This window comes from Stappia stellulata (assembly GCF_020176715.1).
In the GTDB taxonomy this organism is placed as follows: Bacteria; Pseudomonadota; Alphaproteobacteria; order Rhizobiales; family Stappiaceae; genus Stappia.
On record NZ_JAIVMF010000002.1, the window covers coordinates 1 to 15703 of the forward strand.

Genomic DNA, 15703 nt, shown 5'->3' on the forward strand with positions numbered 1-15703 from the left:
AGTCGGACCCGCGTGCAAACGCAGTGCCTGCTCGCCGCCGCAGCCCAAAACATCAAGAAGATCGCAATGGCCCTCACAAAGCCCCCAAAACAAGCCCCAGCCTGAGGTGGCTGGACCAACCTAACCCTGAACAAAAACCGCTCAAAACCTCAGAACCAAAACTGAAAAAAACAAACCCGCCGAAATCGACGGGTTTGTCAGCAGTCTGAGGGGTGCGGCCAGGCCGCACCCCTTTTTGTTTGTGCCGGTCGCATCGTCGCCCGCCGGCGGTCCTGGATCGCGTCTTGAAAAACCCGCGCTATGGGCGAAGACTGCGCGGAGATACAAGGCGCTCAAACCGGGAGGGGGACAAAATGTCGGGAGCGATGACCAAGGGCTACAAGGCGCTGATCGAGGAGGCCAATGCCGAGATCGAGACGCTGAGTGTGGCCGATGCCATGGCGCTTCATGGCGATCCCGGTGTCGTCTTCGTCGACATTCGCGATATCCGCGAGCTGGGACGGGAAGGGCGGATGCCGGGGGCGGTCCATGCCCCGCGCGGCATGCTGGAGTTCTGGGTCGACCCGGACAGCCCCTATCACAAGCCGGTGTTCGGCGAGGACAAGCGGTTTGTCTTCTTCTGTGCCGCCGGCTGGCGCTCGGCGCTGGCGACGAAGACGGTGCAGGACATGGGGTTGACGCGCGTGGCGCATATCGACGGCGGTTTCGGCGCGTGGAAGGCTGAGGGCGGGCCGGTCGACGACCCCGCGCCCGACGGGGGAGGGCGTTGAACGTCCGGGCGGGTCAGCAGCCCGGGCAAGCCTCGACGGGACGGCTTTGCGGACGCTGGCGGCCATGAGAAGAGGTGCGCTGGAACACCATCTGGCGGAGTTGGCGCACGCCTGAGGGCATGCTCGACAAAAGACCGCCAAACCGGTCCGGACCCATTCTGAAAACGACCAGCGTAACCGGGCCAAGCCCTGGCCATTCGACCTCGGCGCCCCAGGTCAAGACCTCTTGCGGGGTGGCGACACCGGCCAGGACGACCGCGTCGTCGCGTGACAGGCTGACGCCTGCGGAGACTGGCCATTCGATCCGCGACAGGCCGGTGGGAATGCGCCAGAGGCGCATGGACGCGCCGGCGTCGATCACGAGTTCGCTGTCCCGCTCGCACACGGAAATATGCACAAGGCGCTGTTCGAACCCCGTCTGGACGATCTCGATCCCGGTATCGGAGCGGGTGAGTGTCGCTGTGTTGGCAACCGTGTAGGGCTCGGGCGCGAGCATGTCCGACAGCGCGCCGTTCGTCATCGCGACCAGGAGGGCGAGCGCTGGCAGAACTTGTAGCAGGCGGCGGAGCGAAAGGAGCTGGATCATGTGGCTGTCGCAGACATCGGAATTCGGCCACACTAAACATCACCGCCTTCCGTAAGGCGAATCATTTCCCGCAGAAGATGGATCGTGGCCGCAATGAAGCTGATTGTCGGAAACAAGAATTACTCGTCCTGGTCGCTGCGCGCCTGGCTCGCGCTCTCGCTGACCGGCACTTCCTTTGAGGAAGAGCTGCTCCCCCTCGACACGCCGGAGTTCTACGAACGGATCAAGCTGCTGTCGCCGGCCGGCCGCGTGCCGGTGCTGATCGATGGCGATCTCGCCGTGTGGGACACGCTGGCGATCATCGAGTACCTGGCCGAACGGTTTCCGGATGCGGGGCTTTGGCCGGCCGATCCCCATGCCCGTGCCCATGCACGCTCGATCTGCGCGGAGTTCCATTCCGGCTTTCCCGACCTGCGCGGGCAGTTTCCGATGAACCTGCGCCGGGAGCCGGCACCGCATCCCAAAGGCGCCACGGCGGACCGCGACACCGCGCGCGTGCGCGAGATCTGGACGACCTGCCGGTCCCGGGCCGGCGACGGCGGTCCGTTCCTCTTCGGCGCCTTTTCCGCCGCCGACTGTTTCTATGCGCCGGTGGTCACGCGGTTTTTGACCTATTGCCTGGACATGAGCGAGACGGAACGGGCCTACGCCGAAGCGGTGATGGCGCATCCCCTGATGCAGGCATGGTGCGCGGACGCCGCCAAGGAAACCGCTGTCGTTGACGCGGATGAGGTTTAGTATATCCAGTAAATTACTGATATTTATAATTAAATCATAAGACATTGACTGGCACGTAAACGTCATTCAATGTCTTTTCCCGAATGAGGTCTTCGACCGTGCGGGTGCGGTCGACAAGCGGAACCGAGGGGGCGAACGGGTGGCGATCCTGCGCAGCAATTCCACAATCCAGGGCGCGGAGCTGGATGCCAATCGCAGTGCCTGGGCGGCACTGGCGGAGGATCTTTCGCAAAAGCGGGCCGAGGCCGCGCGCGGCGGCAACGACCGCGCCCGCGAGCGACACCTGTCGCGGGGCAAGCTGCTGCCGCGCGAGCGGGTGACACGGCTGCTCGATCCCGGCACGCCCTTCCTGGAGCTTGGCGCGCTAGCCGCGCACGGGATGTACGGCGATGCGATCCATGGCGCGGGCCTGATCACCGGCATCGGCCGCGTCTCGGGCCGCGACTGCATGATCGTGTGCAACGATGCCACCATCAAGGGCGGCACCTATTATCCGATGACGGTGAAGAAGCACCTGCGCGCGCAGGAAGTGGCGATGGAAAACCAGCTTCCCTGCATCTATCTGGTCGATTCCGGCGGCGCCAACCTGCCGAACCAGACCGAGGTGTTCCCCGACCGCGACCACTTCGGCCGCATCTTCTACAATCAGGCCAACATGTCGGCGATGGGCATCCCGCAGATCGCCGTCGTGATGGGCTCCTGCACCGCCGGCGGCGCCTATGTGCCGGCGATGTCGGACGAGACCATCATCGTGCGCCGGCAGGGCACGATCTTCCTGGCCGGCCCGCCGCTGGTGAAGGCGGCCACCGGCGAGGAGGTCTCGGCGGAGGATCTTGGCGGCGCCGAGGTGCATGCTCGCGTTTCGGGCGTTGCCGATCACTATGCCATCGACGACGATCAGGCGCTGGCGCAGGCCAGGCGCATCGTTGCCAATCTCAACACGGTGAAGGCGCCGGCGCTCGCCCTGCAGCCGGCGCGCGAGCCCGTGCTCGATCCGGGCGAGCTGGAAGACGTCGTGCCGGTCGACCTGCGCAAGCAATATGACATTCGCGAGGTCATCGGGCGTATCGTCGACGGATCGGAGTTCGACGAGTTCAAGGCGACCTATGGCACCACGCTGGTGACGGGCTTCGCCCGCATCATGGGCATTCCCGTCGGGGTGATCGCCAACAACGGCATTCTCTTTTCGGAATCCGCGCTCAAGGGTGCGCATTTCGTCGAGCTGTGCTGCCAGCGCAAGATCCCTTTGCTCTTCCTGCAAAACATCACCGGCTTCATGGTCGGGCGCGAATATGAGGCCGGCGGTATCGCCAAGGACGGCGCCAAGCTGGTGACGGCGGTGGCAAGCGCCAAGGTGCCCAAGATCACCGTGATCGTCGGCGGCTCCTATGGCGCGGGCAACTACGGCATGTGCGGACGCGCCTACGGGCCGCGCTTCCTGTTCATGTGGCCCAATGCGCGGATCTCGGTGATGGGCGGCGAGCAGGCGGCCAGCGTTCTGGCCACCGTCAAGCGTGACAATATCGAGGCCGACGGCGGCAGCTGGAGCGCGGAGGAAGAGGCGGCCTTCAAGGCGCCGATCCGCGAGAAATACGAGGCGGAGGGGCATCCCTATCACGCCACCGCCCGGCTCTGGGACGACGGCATCATCCTGCCGCAGGAAACCCGCAGGGTGCTGGGTCTCGCCTTTTCCGCAAGCCTGAATGCGCCGATCCCGGAGACGCGCTTCGGCATTTTCCGCATGTGACATGGCGGCCCGCCGCATCCCGGCGGGCGCGCTCAAAGCCTGAAAGACAAGAGGATCTCCATGCTGGATTCGGTGCTTATCGCCAATCGCGGGGAAATCGCCTGCCGCATCATCAAGACCGCGCGGCGTCTGGGCCTGCGCACCATCGCCGTTCATTCGGAGGCCGACCGCAACGCGCTGCATGTGCGCATGGCCGACGAGGCGGTCGCGATCGGGCCGGCGCCGAGTTCGGAAAGCTATCTGGTCGGCGCGCGCATTCTGGAGGCGGCCCGGCAGACGGGCGCGGCGTCGATCCATCCGGGCTACGGCTTCCTGTCGGAAAACGCCGCCTTCGCGCAGGCCTGCGCCGATGCCGGGATCGTCTTTGTCGGGCCGTCGGCGGCGGCGATCCGCGCCATGGGCCTGAAGGACGGCGCCAAGGCGCTGATGGAAAAGGCCGGCGTGCCGGTGGTGCCGGGCTATCACGGCGACCGGCAGGAGGCGGAATTCCTCAAGCAGAAAGCCTATGAGATCGGCTATCCGGTGCTGATCAAGGCGGTGGCGGGTGGCGGCGGCAAGGGCATGCGCCGCGTCGACAAGGCCATCGACTTCGAGGCGGCACTCGCCTCGGCGCAGCGCGAGGCGCAATCGGCCTTCGGCGATCCGCGCGTGCTCATCGAGAAGTTCATCCTCAATCCGCGCCATGTGGAGATCCAGGTCTTCGGCGACGGCAAGGGCAATGCGGTGCATCTGTTCGAGCGCGACTGTTCCGCGCAGCGCCGCCATCAAAAGGTTCTTGAGGAAGCGCCGGCGCCCGGCATGAGCGAGGAAACCCGCGCCGCGATGGGCAATGCGGCGGTCGCAGCCGCGAAGGCCGTCAATTACTCCGGCGCCGGCACCATCGAGTTCATCGCCGACGGCTCGGGCGCGTTGCGCCCCGACGGTTTCTGGTTCATGGAGATGAACACCCGCCTCCAGGTCGAGCATCCGGTGACGGAGATGGTCACCGGGCAGGATCTGGTCGAATGGCAGTTCCGCATCGCCTCCGGCGAGGGCCTGCCGCTGTCGCAGGACGAAATCCGGCTCGACGGCCATGCGGTGGAGGTGCGGCTCTACGCCGAGGACCCCGACAGCGGCTTCCTGCCGTCGACGGGCAGGCTTGAGCTTTTGATGCTGCCGGAGGGCGAGGGCATTCGCATCGACAGCGGCGTCGAGGCCGGCGGCGAGATCTCACCCTTCTACGATCCGATGATCGCCAAGATCATTGCCTATGCGCCGACGCGCGAGGAGGCGCTCGACCGGCTCGCCCATCAGTTCGGCGTGTCGTGGATCGCCGGCCCGAAGAACAACTTGGCCTTTCTGGCGAGCCTCGTCGCTCACCCGGAGGTTCGCGCGGGCGGCTTTGACACCGGTCTGATCGACCGCGATCTCGAAGCGTTGACGCAGGGCGAGGTGTCGCCGGCGACGATCTCCATGGCGGTTGCCGCGCTGCTCGCCGGACAGGAGAGCGCCGACGTCGTTGCGGACTCTGGCTGGTGCGATCCTTTCGCGCAGCGCGATGCCTTCCAGCTCTCCGGGCCGCGTTCGGTTGGCGTGCGGGTCGAGGTCGACGGCGAGGCGCGCGACATCCAGGTGGCCTGGCGGGACGGGCGACCGGTTCCGCTGGAGGGGACGGAAGCCGGCGGCGGCGCCGGCATCGTGAGCTGGGCGGGCGACGCGGTCTATGCGCTGGAAGGCGGACGCGCGGTCAAGGTCGCGCTGGTCGACCAGCTTGCGCGCGTGGCCGAAGAGGCCGAAGGCGCGGCCGCGATCAAGGCGCCGATGCATGGCAAGGTGATTGCCGTCGATGTGGCTGCCGGCGATACGGTTGCCAAGGGCGACCGGCTGGCCGTCGTGGAAGCGATGAAGATGGAGCATGCCGTCGTCGCACCGCGCGACGGCACGGTGGAGACGGTCTTCGTCATCGAAGGCGGTCAGGTCGACCAGGGCGCGCCGATCGTCTCGCTGGTCGAGGAGTGAGCGTCGCGCACCGGCGCGCTATCTCGCGACCGGCGTATGAGCGTAGACGAGATCCGCGGGGGTGGTGTGGCGCGGGCTCCAGCCGAGCAGCTTGGCCGCGCCGGCACTTGAGACGCGTTGCGACAGGGCATAGCCGGCGGCGACGTCATGATGCGGGTCAAGATCCGGCGCCCGCTCTTCATGTTCCAGATCGAGCCTGAGGCCGAGACTGTCGGACACGAGGCGCATCAGCGTGGAAACGGGCACGGCCTCCACGCCGCATCCGAAGGTGCTGAGGCGATAGCGGCGCGCTTCCACGGCGCGGACATAGAGATCCGCCAGATCCTCATCCGAAACCAGCGGCCACAGCGTGTCCAGTCCGGCGCGGGTGCGAAACGCCTGTCCGGTTTCCGCCGCGTGGCGCATATCGGCGACAGGGCCGTCTTCACGTCCGCAGACCAGCGCCGGATGGATCACCGAAAGGGCGATATGGCGCATCGGCAGCAGCGAGCGGATGGCATTCGCCACATGGGCGAAGGCGGGGAGCGGGTGAAACGGCGTGTTCTCGCGCAAGGGAACGACCGGGCTTGCGGCATAGAGCCAGACGCCGCCAGTGTAGACCACGTTGAAGGGATGGGGCCGGTCGGCGGGCAGTGCCTTCAGCGCCGCGACCAGGCGGCGTTCCACCGTGACGGCCTGTGCGTCGAATGTCGCGCCCGTGTGCACCAGCGTATCGCAGCGTGCGGCTTCTTCCAGCCAGCCGCGCGGCTCGCGCAGGTCGCCGGAGACCGCCTGCGCGCCGGCGGCCCTGAGCCGCGCGCCGCTCTCCGCTGAGCGCGCCAGCGCCTTGACGCTGTGGCCGCGGGCCAGCAATTGCGCGAGGACCGCGCGCCCGATGGTTCCGGTTCCGCCTGTGAGAAAGATCTGCATGTCCAATTAAAAGGCCGCGCAACCGATTCGCGCAAGCTCTCCCGTCCACGCGCGCGGTCGCCGGATGGCAGACAGATGTGCATTGCGGGAAAGGCCGACACGCCGGCGCTTTGATCTCGGGCCGGAGGCTCTATAACGGGAGGCATGACGCTACATCTGCTGAAACTATGTGTGGGCGCCGGCTCCATCGAGGACCTGCAGGCCTGGATCGACTTCCGGGCTGAGGAACGCCGCGCGCGCGGCGAGGCGCCGGAGCAATGCCACACCACGCGGATGGTGCCCACCCGTCGTGACGAGCTGCTCGACGGCGGGTCGCTCTATTGGGTGATCAAGGGATCGATCCAGGTGCGCCAGCGGCTGATCGACATCCGCCCGTTCACCGACGGCGCCGGCATCAAGCGCTGCGATCTGGTGCTCGAACCGATCCTGCATCCGACGCGGCCGCATCCGCGCCGTCCGTTCCAGGGCTGGCGCTATCTCAAGCCCGAGGACGTGCCGGCCGATCTGACCCGGCTGGACGGGAGCGGGGATATTCCCGATGCCATGCGCCGGGAACTTCTGGAACTCTGCCTGATCTGAAGCCCCGCGCCCTCAGGACGCGCGCGACCAGGGTATGTTGTCGATAAGCCGCGTGGCGCCCAGTTTCGCGGCGACCAGCAGGCGCAATTCGCGGGTCGCATCGTCGAACGGGGCGAGCGTATCGGCGGTCCGCAGCTCGAGGTAATCGACCTCGAAGCCACCGTCGGTCAGCCTGCTCCGTCCCCGGTCAAGGGCATCGGCAACCGGCGTCCCCGCGTCGAGGGCCTGAAGCGTTTCGCGCAGGACTGCGGGCAGCAGCGCGGCCCGCTTGCGGTCGTCCGGGCCGAGGTAGCGGTTGCGCGAGGACATCGCCAGACCGTCGTCTTCGCGCACGGTCGGGGCGCCCTCGATCTCGATAGGGATGTTCAGGTCGCGCACGAACTGCCGGATCACGCAAAGCTGCTGATAGTCCTTCTCGCCGAAGATGGCGAGATCGGGGAGAGCGGCGAGCAGCAGTTTGGTGACCACCAGGGCGACGCCGTTGAAGAAATGCGGGCGGGTGACGCTTTCCAGGCCCTGCGAGGGTCCGCCGACGCTGACCCCCGTCGCAAAGCCCTTCGGATACATCTCGCCGACGGTCGGGAGGAACACGGCATCGACGCCGAGCTCCGAAAGCTTGGCGATGTCGCTGTCGTTGTCGCGCGGATAGGCGTCGAAATCCTCGTTTGGCGCGAATTGCGTCGGATTGACGAAGATCGAGACGATCACGAGATCAGCCTTGGCCTGAGCCGCACGCACCAGCGACAGGTGGCCTTCGTGCAGCGCGCCCATGGTCGGCACCATGGCGATGCGCCGGCCGCTGCGGCGGGCGGCCTCGACATCCGCGCGCAGGCCGGCGATGGTTTCGAAAATGCGGGGGCGTGTCATGGGCGCTAGCTCCGTCGCAAAAAAAGGTCAGCCGGACCGCCAGGCCTTTCCGCGAAACCGCTGCGCATGCCTTGGCATTTTCCGATGCGAAGGCCATATCGCACTGTGCGGGCAATTGCCACGGTCTGAAACGGGCGGAAGGAGGCGCAGGTGACGAACAAGCGCGATATCGACCTCAAGAGCAAGCAAACCTCTCCGGTCGAACGGGCATCGGCGGGCTCCGAAATCGCCGCGTTTCTCAAGGATGCCAATGCGACGACCAACGTGGCGCGCGCCGGGCGGCTGGTGATCGCGCTCGATGCGACGATGAGCCGGCAGCCGACCTGGGACCGGGCCTGCTCGCTGCAGGGCGAGATGTTCGCAGCCGCCGGAAAGGTCGGGCACCTGACGATGCAGCTCGTGTATTTTCGCGGCTTCGGCGAATGCGCGGCGTCCAGATGGGTTCAGGATGGGGACACGCTGGCGCGGCTGATGACCCGCATCGACTGCCGCGGCGGACAGACGCAGATCCGCAAGGTGCTGCGCCATGCGATCGACGAGACCAAGCGCAAAAAGGTCCAGGCGCTGGTCTATATCGGCGATTGCGTGGAGGAAGACGTCGACGGATTGTGCGCGCGGGCCGGTGAACTTGGCCTCTTGGGGGTGCCGGCCTTCATCTTCCAGGACGGGCGCGATGGGCACGCCGAAACGGCCTTTCGCGAAATCGCGCGGCTGACCGGGGGGGCGCATTTTCGTCTGGACGAAAGCGCGCCGGGGGAGCTGGCTGCGTTGTTGAAGGCCGCGGCGGTCTTTGCGACCGGCGGTCGGCCGGAGCTGGAAAAGCTGACCAAGGGCGGGGATGCGGGCGCGCGGCGCTTGCTGGCGCATTTGCGCTGAGGCCGCCTCAAGCCGTGCGGCACCCCCTCGCACTGCGGTGCGTCCCCCGCTATATGGAGCGGGAAGGTTTCACACGCTGACGGTGTGCGGCAAGCGCTGCACTGGGAGATGACATGGGATATCTGCTGCTGGGGGTGGCGGCACTGGGGCTCGTCCTGGCGTTCGGCAATTCCATCGCCTCGGCCGATCCGGCGCGCCTTGCCCGGCAATTGAAGACCGCAGGCGGGATCGCGCTTCTCGTCGCTGCGGTCGCGTTTATGCTGGTCAAGCGCTTCGATCTGGCGTTTTTCGCCGGCATGGCCGGACTGTCGCTGCTCGGGCTGAGGAATGCGAAGGGGTTTCGCAGCGCCGGAGGGAGCGGCTCCACCGCCGGTGCCGGCCAGACGTCGGTGGTCAGGTCCGCCTATCTGGAAATGCGGCTCGATCACGAGACCGGCGATATGGACGGGGAGGTTCTGGCCGGCGCTTTCGAGGGGCGCCGGCTGGACGGGCTTGCTCCGTCGGAGCTTCAGGCGTTTTACGGCGAGGTCGCGGGCGATCCGGACAGCCGGGCGTTATTCGAAGCTTATCTCGACCGCCGGCAGCCCGGATGGCGCGTAGACTTCGAGGCGGATGCCGCAACGGGGCAGGGACCCGCGCCGGGCTCGGGCGCCATGACCGAGGAGGAGGCCTACCAGGTTCTGGGGCTTTCGCACGGCGCCAGCGAGGCGGAAATCCGGGCGGCGCATCGCCGCCTTATGAAACGTGTTCATCCCGACCAGGGGGGGAGCGGCTTTCTCGCTGCGAAACTCAACGAGGCTAAGGACCTGCTTCTCGATCGTCATTGAACTCACCAATACGCGTGACAGTTGATCTTGGTGTTGCCGACGCGGTCTACTGATAGACCGCGTAGCAGTTGAACTTGTTCCGCTTGAGGGTCTTGCATGCATCCCACGCCGCGGTCTTGGACTTGAAGCCGACGAAACGGGCCCGGTAGAGGGTCGTGCCGTCCGCCTCGACCGGCTCGGTGTGCGGGTCGTAGCCGCGCAGCGTGCGTCCGACACGGCCCTGAGCCTTCTTCAGCATCGAAATCGCCCCGTCCTCGGTCTCGGCCGCGGCAATCTGGATCTGCCAGCCGGGTTCGGGATCGGCGGTGTTGTTGGCGGCAACGGTCACGGAGGCATTCGCCGGAGCCGCGGGAAGGGCGGCTGCGCCGCTGGCCGCGCTCGCCACCTGGATCGTCTGCGTCCGCACGGCCCGGATCACGGGCTCGCTGCGCTTCGGCGCGCGCGGGGCTGCGGCCGGGGGAAGCGGGACGCCGGCGCCGCTGTTGAAGGCCAGGCTCTTGCGGCGCAGGGCCGCCTTAAGATCCGCCTTCTGCGGCACGGGAACGATGGACCCGGTCACGATGTCGCCATGGGCGAGCTGCGTGGCGGCGATGATCGGCTTGGCGTCGGGAACCTCGGCGATGGCGGCGGGCCTGGCGAAGGCAAGCGGCTTTGTGTCGGGAACCTCGACCTGGGCGAGCAGGACCGGCTTGGTGTCGGGAACCGGAATGTTGCGCAGTTCGGCATACCGCGGGATCGCCGAGGTGCCACGGGCAACCAGCATCGGTGCGGTGCGCTTGCCGCGCGAGGCCTTGGGAAGGTAGCTGGCGATCAGCTTCTTCATCTGGGCATTGCGCGAGGCGCCCGACCGGCCACCCATGACAACCGCCACAATGTGCCGGTTGTTGCGCTTGACCGAGGTCACCAGGTTGAAGCCCGACGCGCGGATGTAGCCGGTCTTGATGCCGTCGACGCCCTTCACCCGGCCCAGCAGGCGGTTGTGGTTGCCGTAGCGGCGGCCCTTGTAGGAATAAACGCGTGTGCCGAAGTACTTGTAGTACTTGGGGAAGCGCTCCTGGATCGCGCGGCCGAGAACCGCCATGTCGCGGGCGGTCGTGACCTGCTTGCTGTTCGGCAGGCCCGACGGGTTCTTGAAGGTGGTGGACTTCATGCCGAGCTGGCGGGCGCGCTGGGTCATGCGCCGACCGAAGGCGGACACGGAGCCGGAAATGTTTTCCGCGACCACCACGGCGACGTCATTGGCCGACTTGGTTACCAGCGCCAGGATCGCATCCTTGGCGCGGATGGTGCTGCCCGGCTTGAGGCCGAGTTTCGACGGCGGGCGGCTCGCGGCGTATTTGGACACCTTGAGCGGCGTCCGCAGGGACATGCGGCCGGCTTCCAGTTCCTCAAACAGCATGTAGAGCGTCATGATCTTGGTCAGCGACGCCGGATAGCGTTTGGTATCCGCCTTGTAGCTGTACAGGGTCTTGCCGGTCTTGGCGTCGACCACGATGCCGGAATATTTCGAATTCGCATTCGCCGTCGCCGGCGTCAATGCCAGGCACCCGACCGCGATCGTCGCAATCAGAGAACCGCGAATTCCGCTTGTCAGGACGCGCGCGGCGCGTCGCACACCTTTACTCAGCACAATGTCACCCCATTCGGGCCAGGTGTTTCGGTTGCGGCGCCCTCGTCGGCTCCGGTTGGTCCGGATGCCGCGATGACCCTCGCCGCGGACGGAAGGCTAGCGCAAACAGGGTTACGAATTTGCAAACGCGAGCGCCTGCGAAATCCGGTTTCCGTGTTGTTCTGCCGGTTTGTTTCCGCCATGTCGTTCCCGCAGATTCGCAAATGGCAGTTAATGCGCCGTTACCCGATGCCGGTCCGCTGTATCAAATGACGTGTCGCTTGGCGACCTGTGGACAGGGCGCGGTCTTCCGCCAAACTATCGTCGCGGTTGCGCGGACACGACCGGGAATTCTCTTAGGACGAAGGAATATGTTGCGGCGCAAAATGGATCGTTGACATAAATTGTGCACTGCATATATACCCAAGGGACAGTGAGACAGTCGGCGTCGTTCCATTGGTATCGAACCCGGCTGCGCATGCGCAAGACGGGTATCCGTGCTGCGGTCCACAGACCAGACACGCCAACGAGGTTATCATGATCAACAATTTTGAAGAGATGCAGAAGCTCAGCAAGGACAACATGGACGTGATGATGCAGAGCATCGGCGCCATGACCAAGGGCATGCAAGCGATCGCGTCCGAAGTGGCCGACTACCAGAAGAAGTCCTTCGAGGAAAGCACTGCGGCCATGGAGAAGCTCGTCGCTTCGAAGTCGCTCGACAAGGCGTTTGAAGCCCAGAGCGACTTCATGAAGACCGCATACGAAGGCTTCGTCGGCGAAGTCACGAAGATCGGCGACATGTATTCGGAACTCGCCAAGGACACCTACAAGCCTTACGAAGGCGTCATCGCCAAGGTCGCCAAGTAAGTCCTTCGTCGTTTTGCGACATGTTTCGCGGGGCCTCGGCTCCGCCTGTAAAAGCCCGGCCCCGTGCCGGGCTTTTTCGTTTTGCGGGGAGGGCCGCGCCGCGGGTGCCCACGGTCTCCTGAACCAAACGCCCCGGTCTTCGTTTTCCCGGTCCGTTCGATGTCCAACGGCATTGTTGCCGATGAAAATGATCATACATACTGTAGAGTGAACGGGCAGCCTCCGGTCGTCCGTCGCCGCGAGGCCCGCCGGAGCGGTGCGGCGGAGCCGGGAAATATGCCTGCGTCCGCGCGCCCGAGGGGTTGGTGAACCGCCGCAGCGCGCTAGGATATTGGAGAGACGCGCTCGCCGACGAGACCGTCCCTTGCCTCGTGTGGCAATTCGGGCCGGCGCGCGCTCAAAATGACTTTGCCGGACTCGCGCTTCGGGCGCATCCGGCGCGAGCCTCGAACGAAGCGGACAGCCGGGCAAACACCGCTGATCGCATGTGTTCGCACCAGAAGGTCCGTTGCAAACAGGCTATGGAGCAGGAATGACGAAAGGACCTCAACGCGGGGACGGCGACGACACAGGCGGTCTGGTCGTTACCAAAACGCGTACGGTAGCCAAGCGGCCGAACTTGTATCGCGTTCTGTTGCTCAACGACGACTACACACCGATGGAATTCGTCGTGCATGTCGTGGAGCGGTTCTTCCAGAAGAATCGCGAGGAAGCGACACGCATCATGTTGCACGTCCATCATCACGGAGTGGGCGAGTGCGGGGTGTTCACCTACGAGGTCGCCGAGACCAAGGTTACACAGGTGATGGACTTTGCCCGCAAACACCAGCATCCTCTTCAGTGCGTGATGGAAAAGAAATAGGGGTCGCCAGTGCCTTCATTCTCCCGAAGCCTCGAAAAGGCGCTGCATCAAGCGCTGTCCTTCGCAAACGAGCGGCAACAGGAATACGCGACTCTCGAGCATCTTCTGCTTGCCCTGGTCGATGACCAGGACGCAGCCGCCGTGATGCGCGCCTGTAACGTCGATCTGGATATTCTGAAACGCAATCTCGTCGATTACATCGATTCCGAGCTTGAAAACCTCGTCATCGACGGAGACGACGATAGCAAGCCGACGGCCGGGTTCCAGCGCGTCATCCAGCGTGCGGTGATCCATGTCCAGTCTTCGGGGCGCGAGGAGGTGACCGGTGCCAATGTGCTGGTGGCGATCTTCGCGGAGCGCGAAAGCCACGCGGCCTATTTCCTGCAGGAGCAGGACATGACCCGTTACGACGCGGTCAACTACATCTCCCACGGCATCGCAAAGCGCGCCGGCATGTCCGAGGCGCGTCCCGTCACCGGTGCCGACGAGGAAGCTGCCACCGAGGAAGTTGGCGAGAAGCCCAAGCAGAAGACCGATGCGCTCGAGGCCTATTGCGTCAACCTGAACGAGAAGGCGAAGGCCGGGCGCATCGACCCGCTGATCGGGCGCGATGCGGAGATCTCGCGCACCATCCAGATCCTGTGTCGCCGGTCGAAGAACAATCCGCTGTTCGTTGGCGATCCCGGCGTCGGCAAGACCGCCATCGCGGAAGGGCTTGCCAAGCGCATCGTCGACAAGGACGTCCCCGACGTGCTGATGGATGCGACGATCTTCTCGCTCGACATGGGCGCGCTGCTGGCCGGCACGCGCTACCGCGGCGATTTCGAGGAGCGCCTGAAGCAGGTGGTCAAGGAGATCGAGGAGTATCCCGGCGCGGTGATGTTCATCGATGAGATCCATACGGTGATCGGCGCGGGCGCCACCTCGGGCGGGGCGATGGACGCCTCCAACCTGTTGAAGCCGGCGCTCGCCTCCGGCACGATCCGCTGCGTCGGCTCGACCACCTACAAGGAGTATCGCCAGTTCTTCGAGAAGGACCGCGCGCTGCTGCGGCGGTTCCAGAAGATCGACGTCAACGAGCCGACGATCTCCGATGCGGTCGAGATCCTGAAGGGTCTGAAGCCCTATTTCGAGACCTTCCACAAGGTCCGCTACACCAATGATGCGATCAAGACGGCGGTCGAGCTGTCGGCCCGCTACATCAACGACCGCAAGCTGCCGGACAAGGCCATCGACGTGATCGATGAATCCGGCGCGTCGCTGAAACTGCTGCCCGAAGGCCGTCGCCGCAAGACCATCGGCGTGAAGGAGATCGAAACCACCATCGCCTCCATGGCCAGGATCCCGCCGAAATCCGTCTCCAAGTCGGACGAGGAGGTGCTGTCCAACCTCAACGCCACGCTGAAACGCGTCGTCTATGGCCAGGACGACGCCATCGAGACCCTGTCGTCGGCGATCAAGCTGTCGCGCGCCGGGCTGCGCGAGCCGGACAAGCCGATCGGCAACTATCTGTTCTCCGGTCCGACCGGCGTCGGCAAGACGGAGGTTGCCCGTCAGCTCGCCAGTTCGCTCGGCGTGGAGCTGCTGCGCTTCGACATGTCGGAGTATATGGAGCGTCACACGGTGTCGCGGCTGATCGGCGCGCCTCCGGGCTATGTCGGCTTCGACCAAGGCGGTCTCCTGACCGACGGCGTCGACCAGCATCCCCATTGCGTGCTGCTTCTGGACGAGATCGAGAAGGCCCATCCGGACCTCTTCAACATCCTGTTGCAGGTGATGGACCACGGCAAGCTGACCGACCACAACGGCAAGCAGGTCGACTTCCGCAATGTGATCCTGATCATGACGACCAACGCGGGCGCCTCCGACATGGCGAAGGAGCCGATCGGCTTCAACCGGGTCAAGCGCCAGGGCGAGGACCAGGAGGCGATCAACCGGCTGTTCTCGCCGGAGTTCCGCAACCGTCTCGATGCCGTCATCGCCTTCGGCAATCTGCCGACCGAGGTGGTGCACCGGATCGTCGAGAAGTTCGTCATGCAGCTGGAAGCCCAGCTTGCCGACCGCGGCGTGACCTTCGAGCTGACCGAGGAGGCGGTCTCCTGGCTGGCGGAGAAGGGCTACGACGAGCGCATGGGCGCGCGTCCGCTCGCGCGCGTGATCCAGGAGCACATCAAGCGGCCGCTCGCCGACGAGGTGCTCTTCGGCAAGCTGCGCAAGGGCGGTACGGTCAAGGTCTCCGTTTCGGAAGACGCAGCCGGTCTGCTGCTGGAAAGCGTCGAGGAAACGGTGGTCAAGCCGAAGGCCGAAAAGCCCAAGGCCGCCAAGCCGAAGCGGCGCCGCAAGCCGGCGGCGAAGAAGACCGAGGCCTCCACGGGCGCAAGCCGCAAGGGCGACGGACCGGCGAAGAAAAGCCTGATCCCGAAGGTTCCGCTGGCGGACTGACGTCGCCCGATCCGGGGCCTGCG

At 65.3% G+C, this 15703-nt stretch carries 15 protein-coding genes; 11 read left to right on the plus strand and 4 right to left on the minus strand.

The window, feature by feature from the left end; translation table 11 throughout:
- The coding region (locus LC092_RS02955) for a hypothetical protein (protein ID WP_224805293.1) at nt 1–209 on the plus strand (209 nt) is incomplete at its 5' end.
- A 144-nt stretch (nt 210–353) separates the two neighbouring features.
- A complete protein-coding gene (locus LC092_RS02960) occupies nt 354–770 on the plus strand; it encodes a rhodanese-like domain-containing protein (protein ID WP_224804933.1) in 417 nt (138 codons plus the stop codon).
- A gap of 13 nt (nt 771–783) precedes the next feature.
- On the opposite strand, the gene LC092_RS02965 is transcribed toward LC092_RS02960, so the two are convergent.
- Nucleotides 784–1356: a hypothetical protein gene (locus tag LC092_RS02965; protein WP_224804935.1), complete on the minus strand. Its 573-nt coding sequence runs from the start codon at nt 1354–1356 to the stop codon at nt 784–786.
- Nucleotides 1357–1449: 93 nt separating this feature from the next.
- Between LC092_RS02965 and LC092_RS02970 the strand changes: the two genes are divergently transcribed.
- From LC092_RS02970 to LC092_RS02980, 3 genes are all read left to right on the plus strand, one after another.
- Nucleotides 1450–2094, plus strand: coding sequence for a glutathione S-transferase family protein (locus LC092_RS02970; RefSeq protein ID WP_224805274.1), 645 nt, complete (start codon nt 1450–1452; stop codon nt 2092–2094).
- Between the two features lie 181 nt (nt 2095–2275).
- Nucleotides 2276–3841 (plus strand): carboxyl transferase domain-containing protein, encoded by a 1566-nt coding sequence (locus LC092_RS02975; protein WP_412103519.1) that lies wholly within the window; start codon nt 2276–2278, stop codon nt 3839–3841.
- 60 nt (nt 3842–3901) lie between these two features.
- Complete coding sequence (locus LC092_RS02980) at nt 3902–5839, plus strand: biotin carboxylase N-terminal domain-containing protein (protein WP_263626987.1); 1938 nt, start codon at nt 3902–3904, stop codon at nt 5837–5839.
- An 18-nt stretch (nt 5840–5857) separates the two neighbouring features.
- Here LC092_RS02980 and LC092_RS02985 read toward each other — a convergent pair whose 3' ends face one another.
- Nucleotides 5858–6748: an NAD-dependent epimerase/dehydratase family protein gene (locus LC092_RS02985; RefSeq protein ID WP_224804938.1), complete on the minus strand. Its 891-nt coding sequence runs from the start codon at nt 6746–6748 to the stop codon at nt 5858–5860.
- 144 nt (nt 6749–6892) lie between these two features.
- Here LC092_RS02985 and LC092_RS02990 point away from each other — a divergent pair, with 144 nt between their 5' ends.
- Nucleotides 6893–7327: a DUF1489 family protein gene (locus LC092_RS02990; protein WP_224804940.1), complete on the plus strand. Its 435-nt coding sequence runs from the start codon at nt 6893–6895 to the stop codon at nt 7325–7327.
- 12 nt (nt 7328–7339) lie between these two features.
- On the opposite strand, the gene panC is transcribed toward LC092_RS02990, so the two are convergent.
- Nucleotides 7340–8194: a pantoate--beta-alanine ligase gene (gene panC / locus LC092_RS02995; protein WP_224804942.1), complete on the minus strand. Its 855-nt coding sequence runs from the start codon at nt 8192–8194 to the stop codon at nt 7340–7342.
- Nucleotides 8195–8344: 150 nt separating this feature from the next.
- Between panC and LC092_RS03000 the strand changes: the two genes are divergently transcribed.
- On the plus strand, nt 8345–9070 hold the full coding sequence (locus LC092_RS03000; protein ID WP_412103514.1) for a VWA domain-containing protein: 726 nt from the start codon (nt 8345–8347) through the stop codon (nt 9068–9070).
- Nucleotides 9071–9183: 113 nt separating this feature from the next.
- On the plus strand, nt 9184–9897 hold the full coding sequence (locus LC092_RS03005; protein WP_224804944.1) for a DnaJ domain-containing protein: 714 nt from the start codon (nt 9184–9186) through the stop codon (nt 9895–9897).
- A gap of 46 nt (nt 9898–9943) precedes the next feature.
- Here LC092_RS03005 and LC092_RS03010 read toward each other — a convergent pair whose 3' ends face one another.
- Nucleotides 9944–11434 (minus strand): D-alanyl-D-alanine carboxypeptidase, encoded by a 1491-nt coding sequence (locus LC092_RS03010; protein WP_224804946.1) that lies wholly within the window; start codon nt 11432–11434, stop codon nt 9944–9946.
- A 612-nt stretch (nt 11435–12046) separates the two neighbouring features.
- Between LC092_RS03010 and LC092_RS03015 the strand changes: the two genes are divergently transcribed.
- The 3 genes from LC092_RS03015 (at nt 12047) to clpA (ending at nt 15680) form a co-directional block, all read left to right on the plus strand.
- Nucleotides 12047–12376, plus strand: coding sequence for a phasin family protein (locus LC092_RS03015; RefSeq protein ID WP_224805278.1), 330 nt, complete (start codon nt 12047–12049; stop codon nt 12374–12376).
- 532 nt (nt 12377–12908) lie between these two features.
- Nucleotides 12909–13238, plus strand: a complete 330-nt coding sequence (gene clpS / locus LC092_RS03020) for an ATP-dependent Clp protease adapter ClpS (RefSeq protein ID WP_224804948.1) — start codon at nt 12909–12911, stop codon at nt 13236–13238.
- Nucleotides 13239–13247: 9 nt separating this feature from the next.
- A complete protein-coding gene (gene clpA / locus LC092_RS03025; protein ID WP_224804950.1) occupies nt 13248–15680 on the plus strand; it encodes an ATP-dependent Clp protease ATP-binding subunit ClpA in 2433 nt (810 codons plus the stop codon).
- Nucleotides 15681–15703 lie beyond the last annotated feature (23 nt).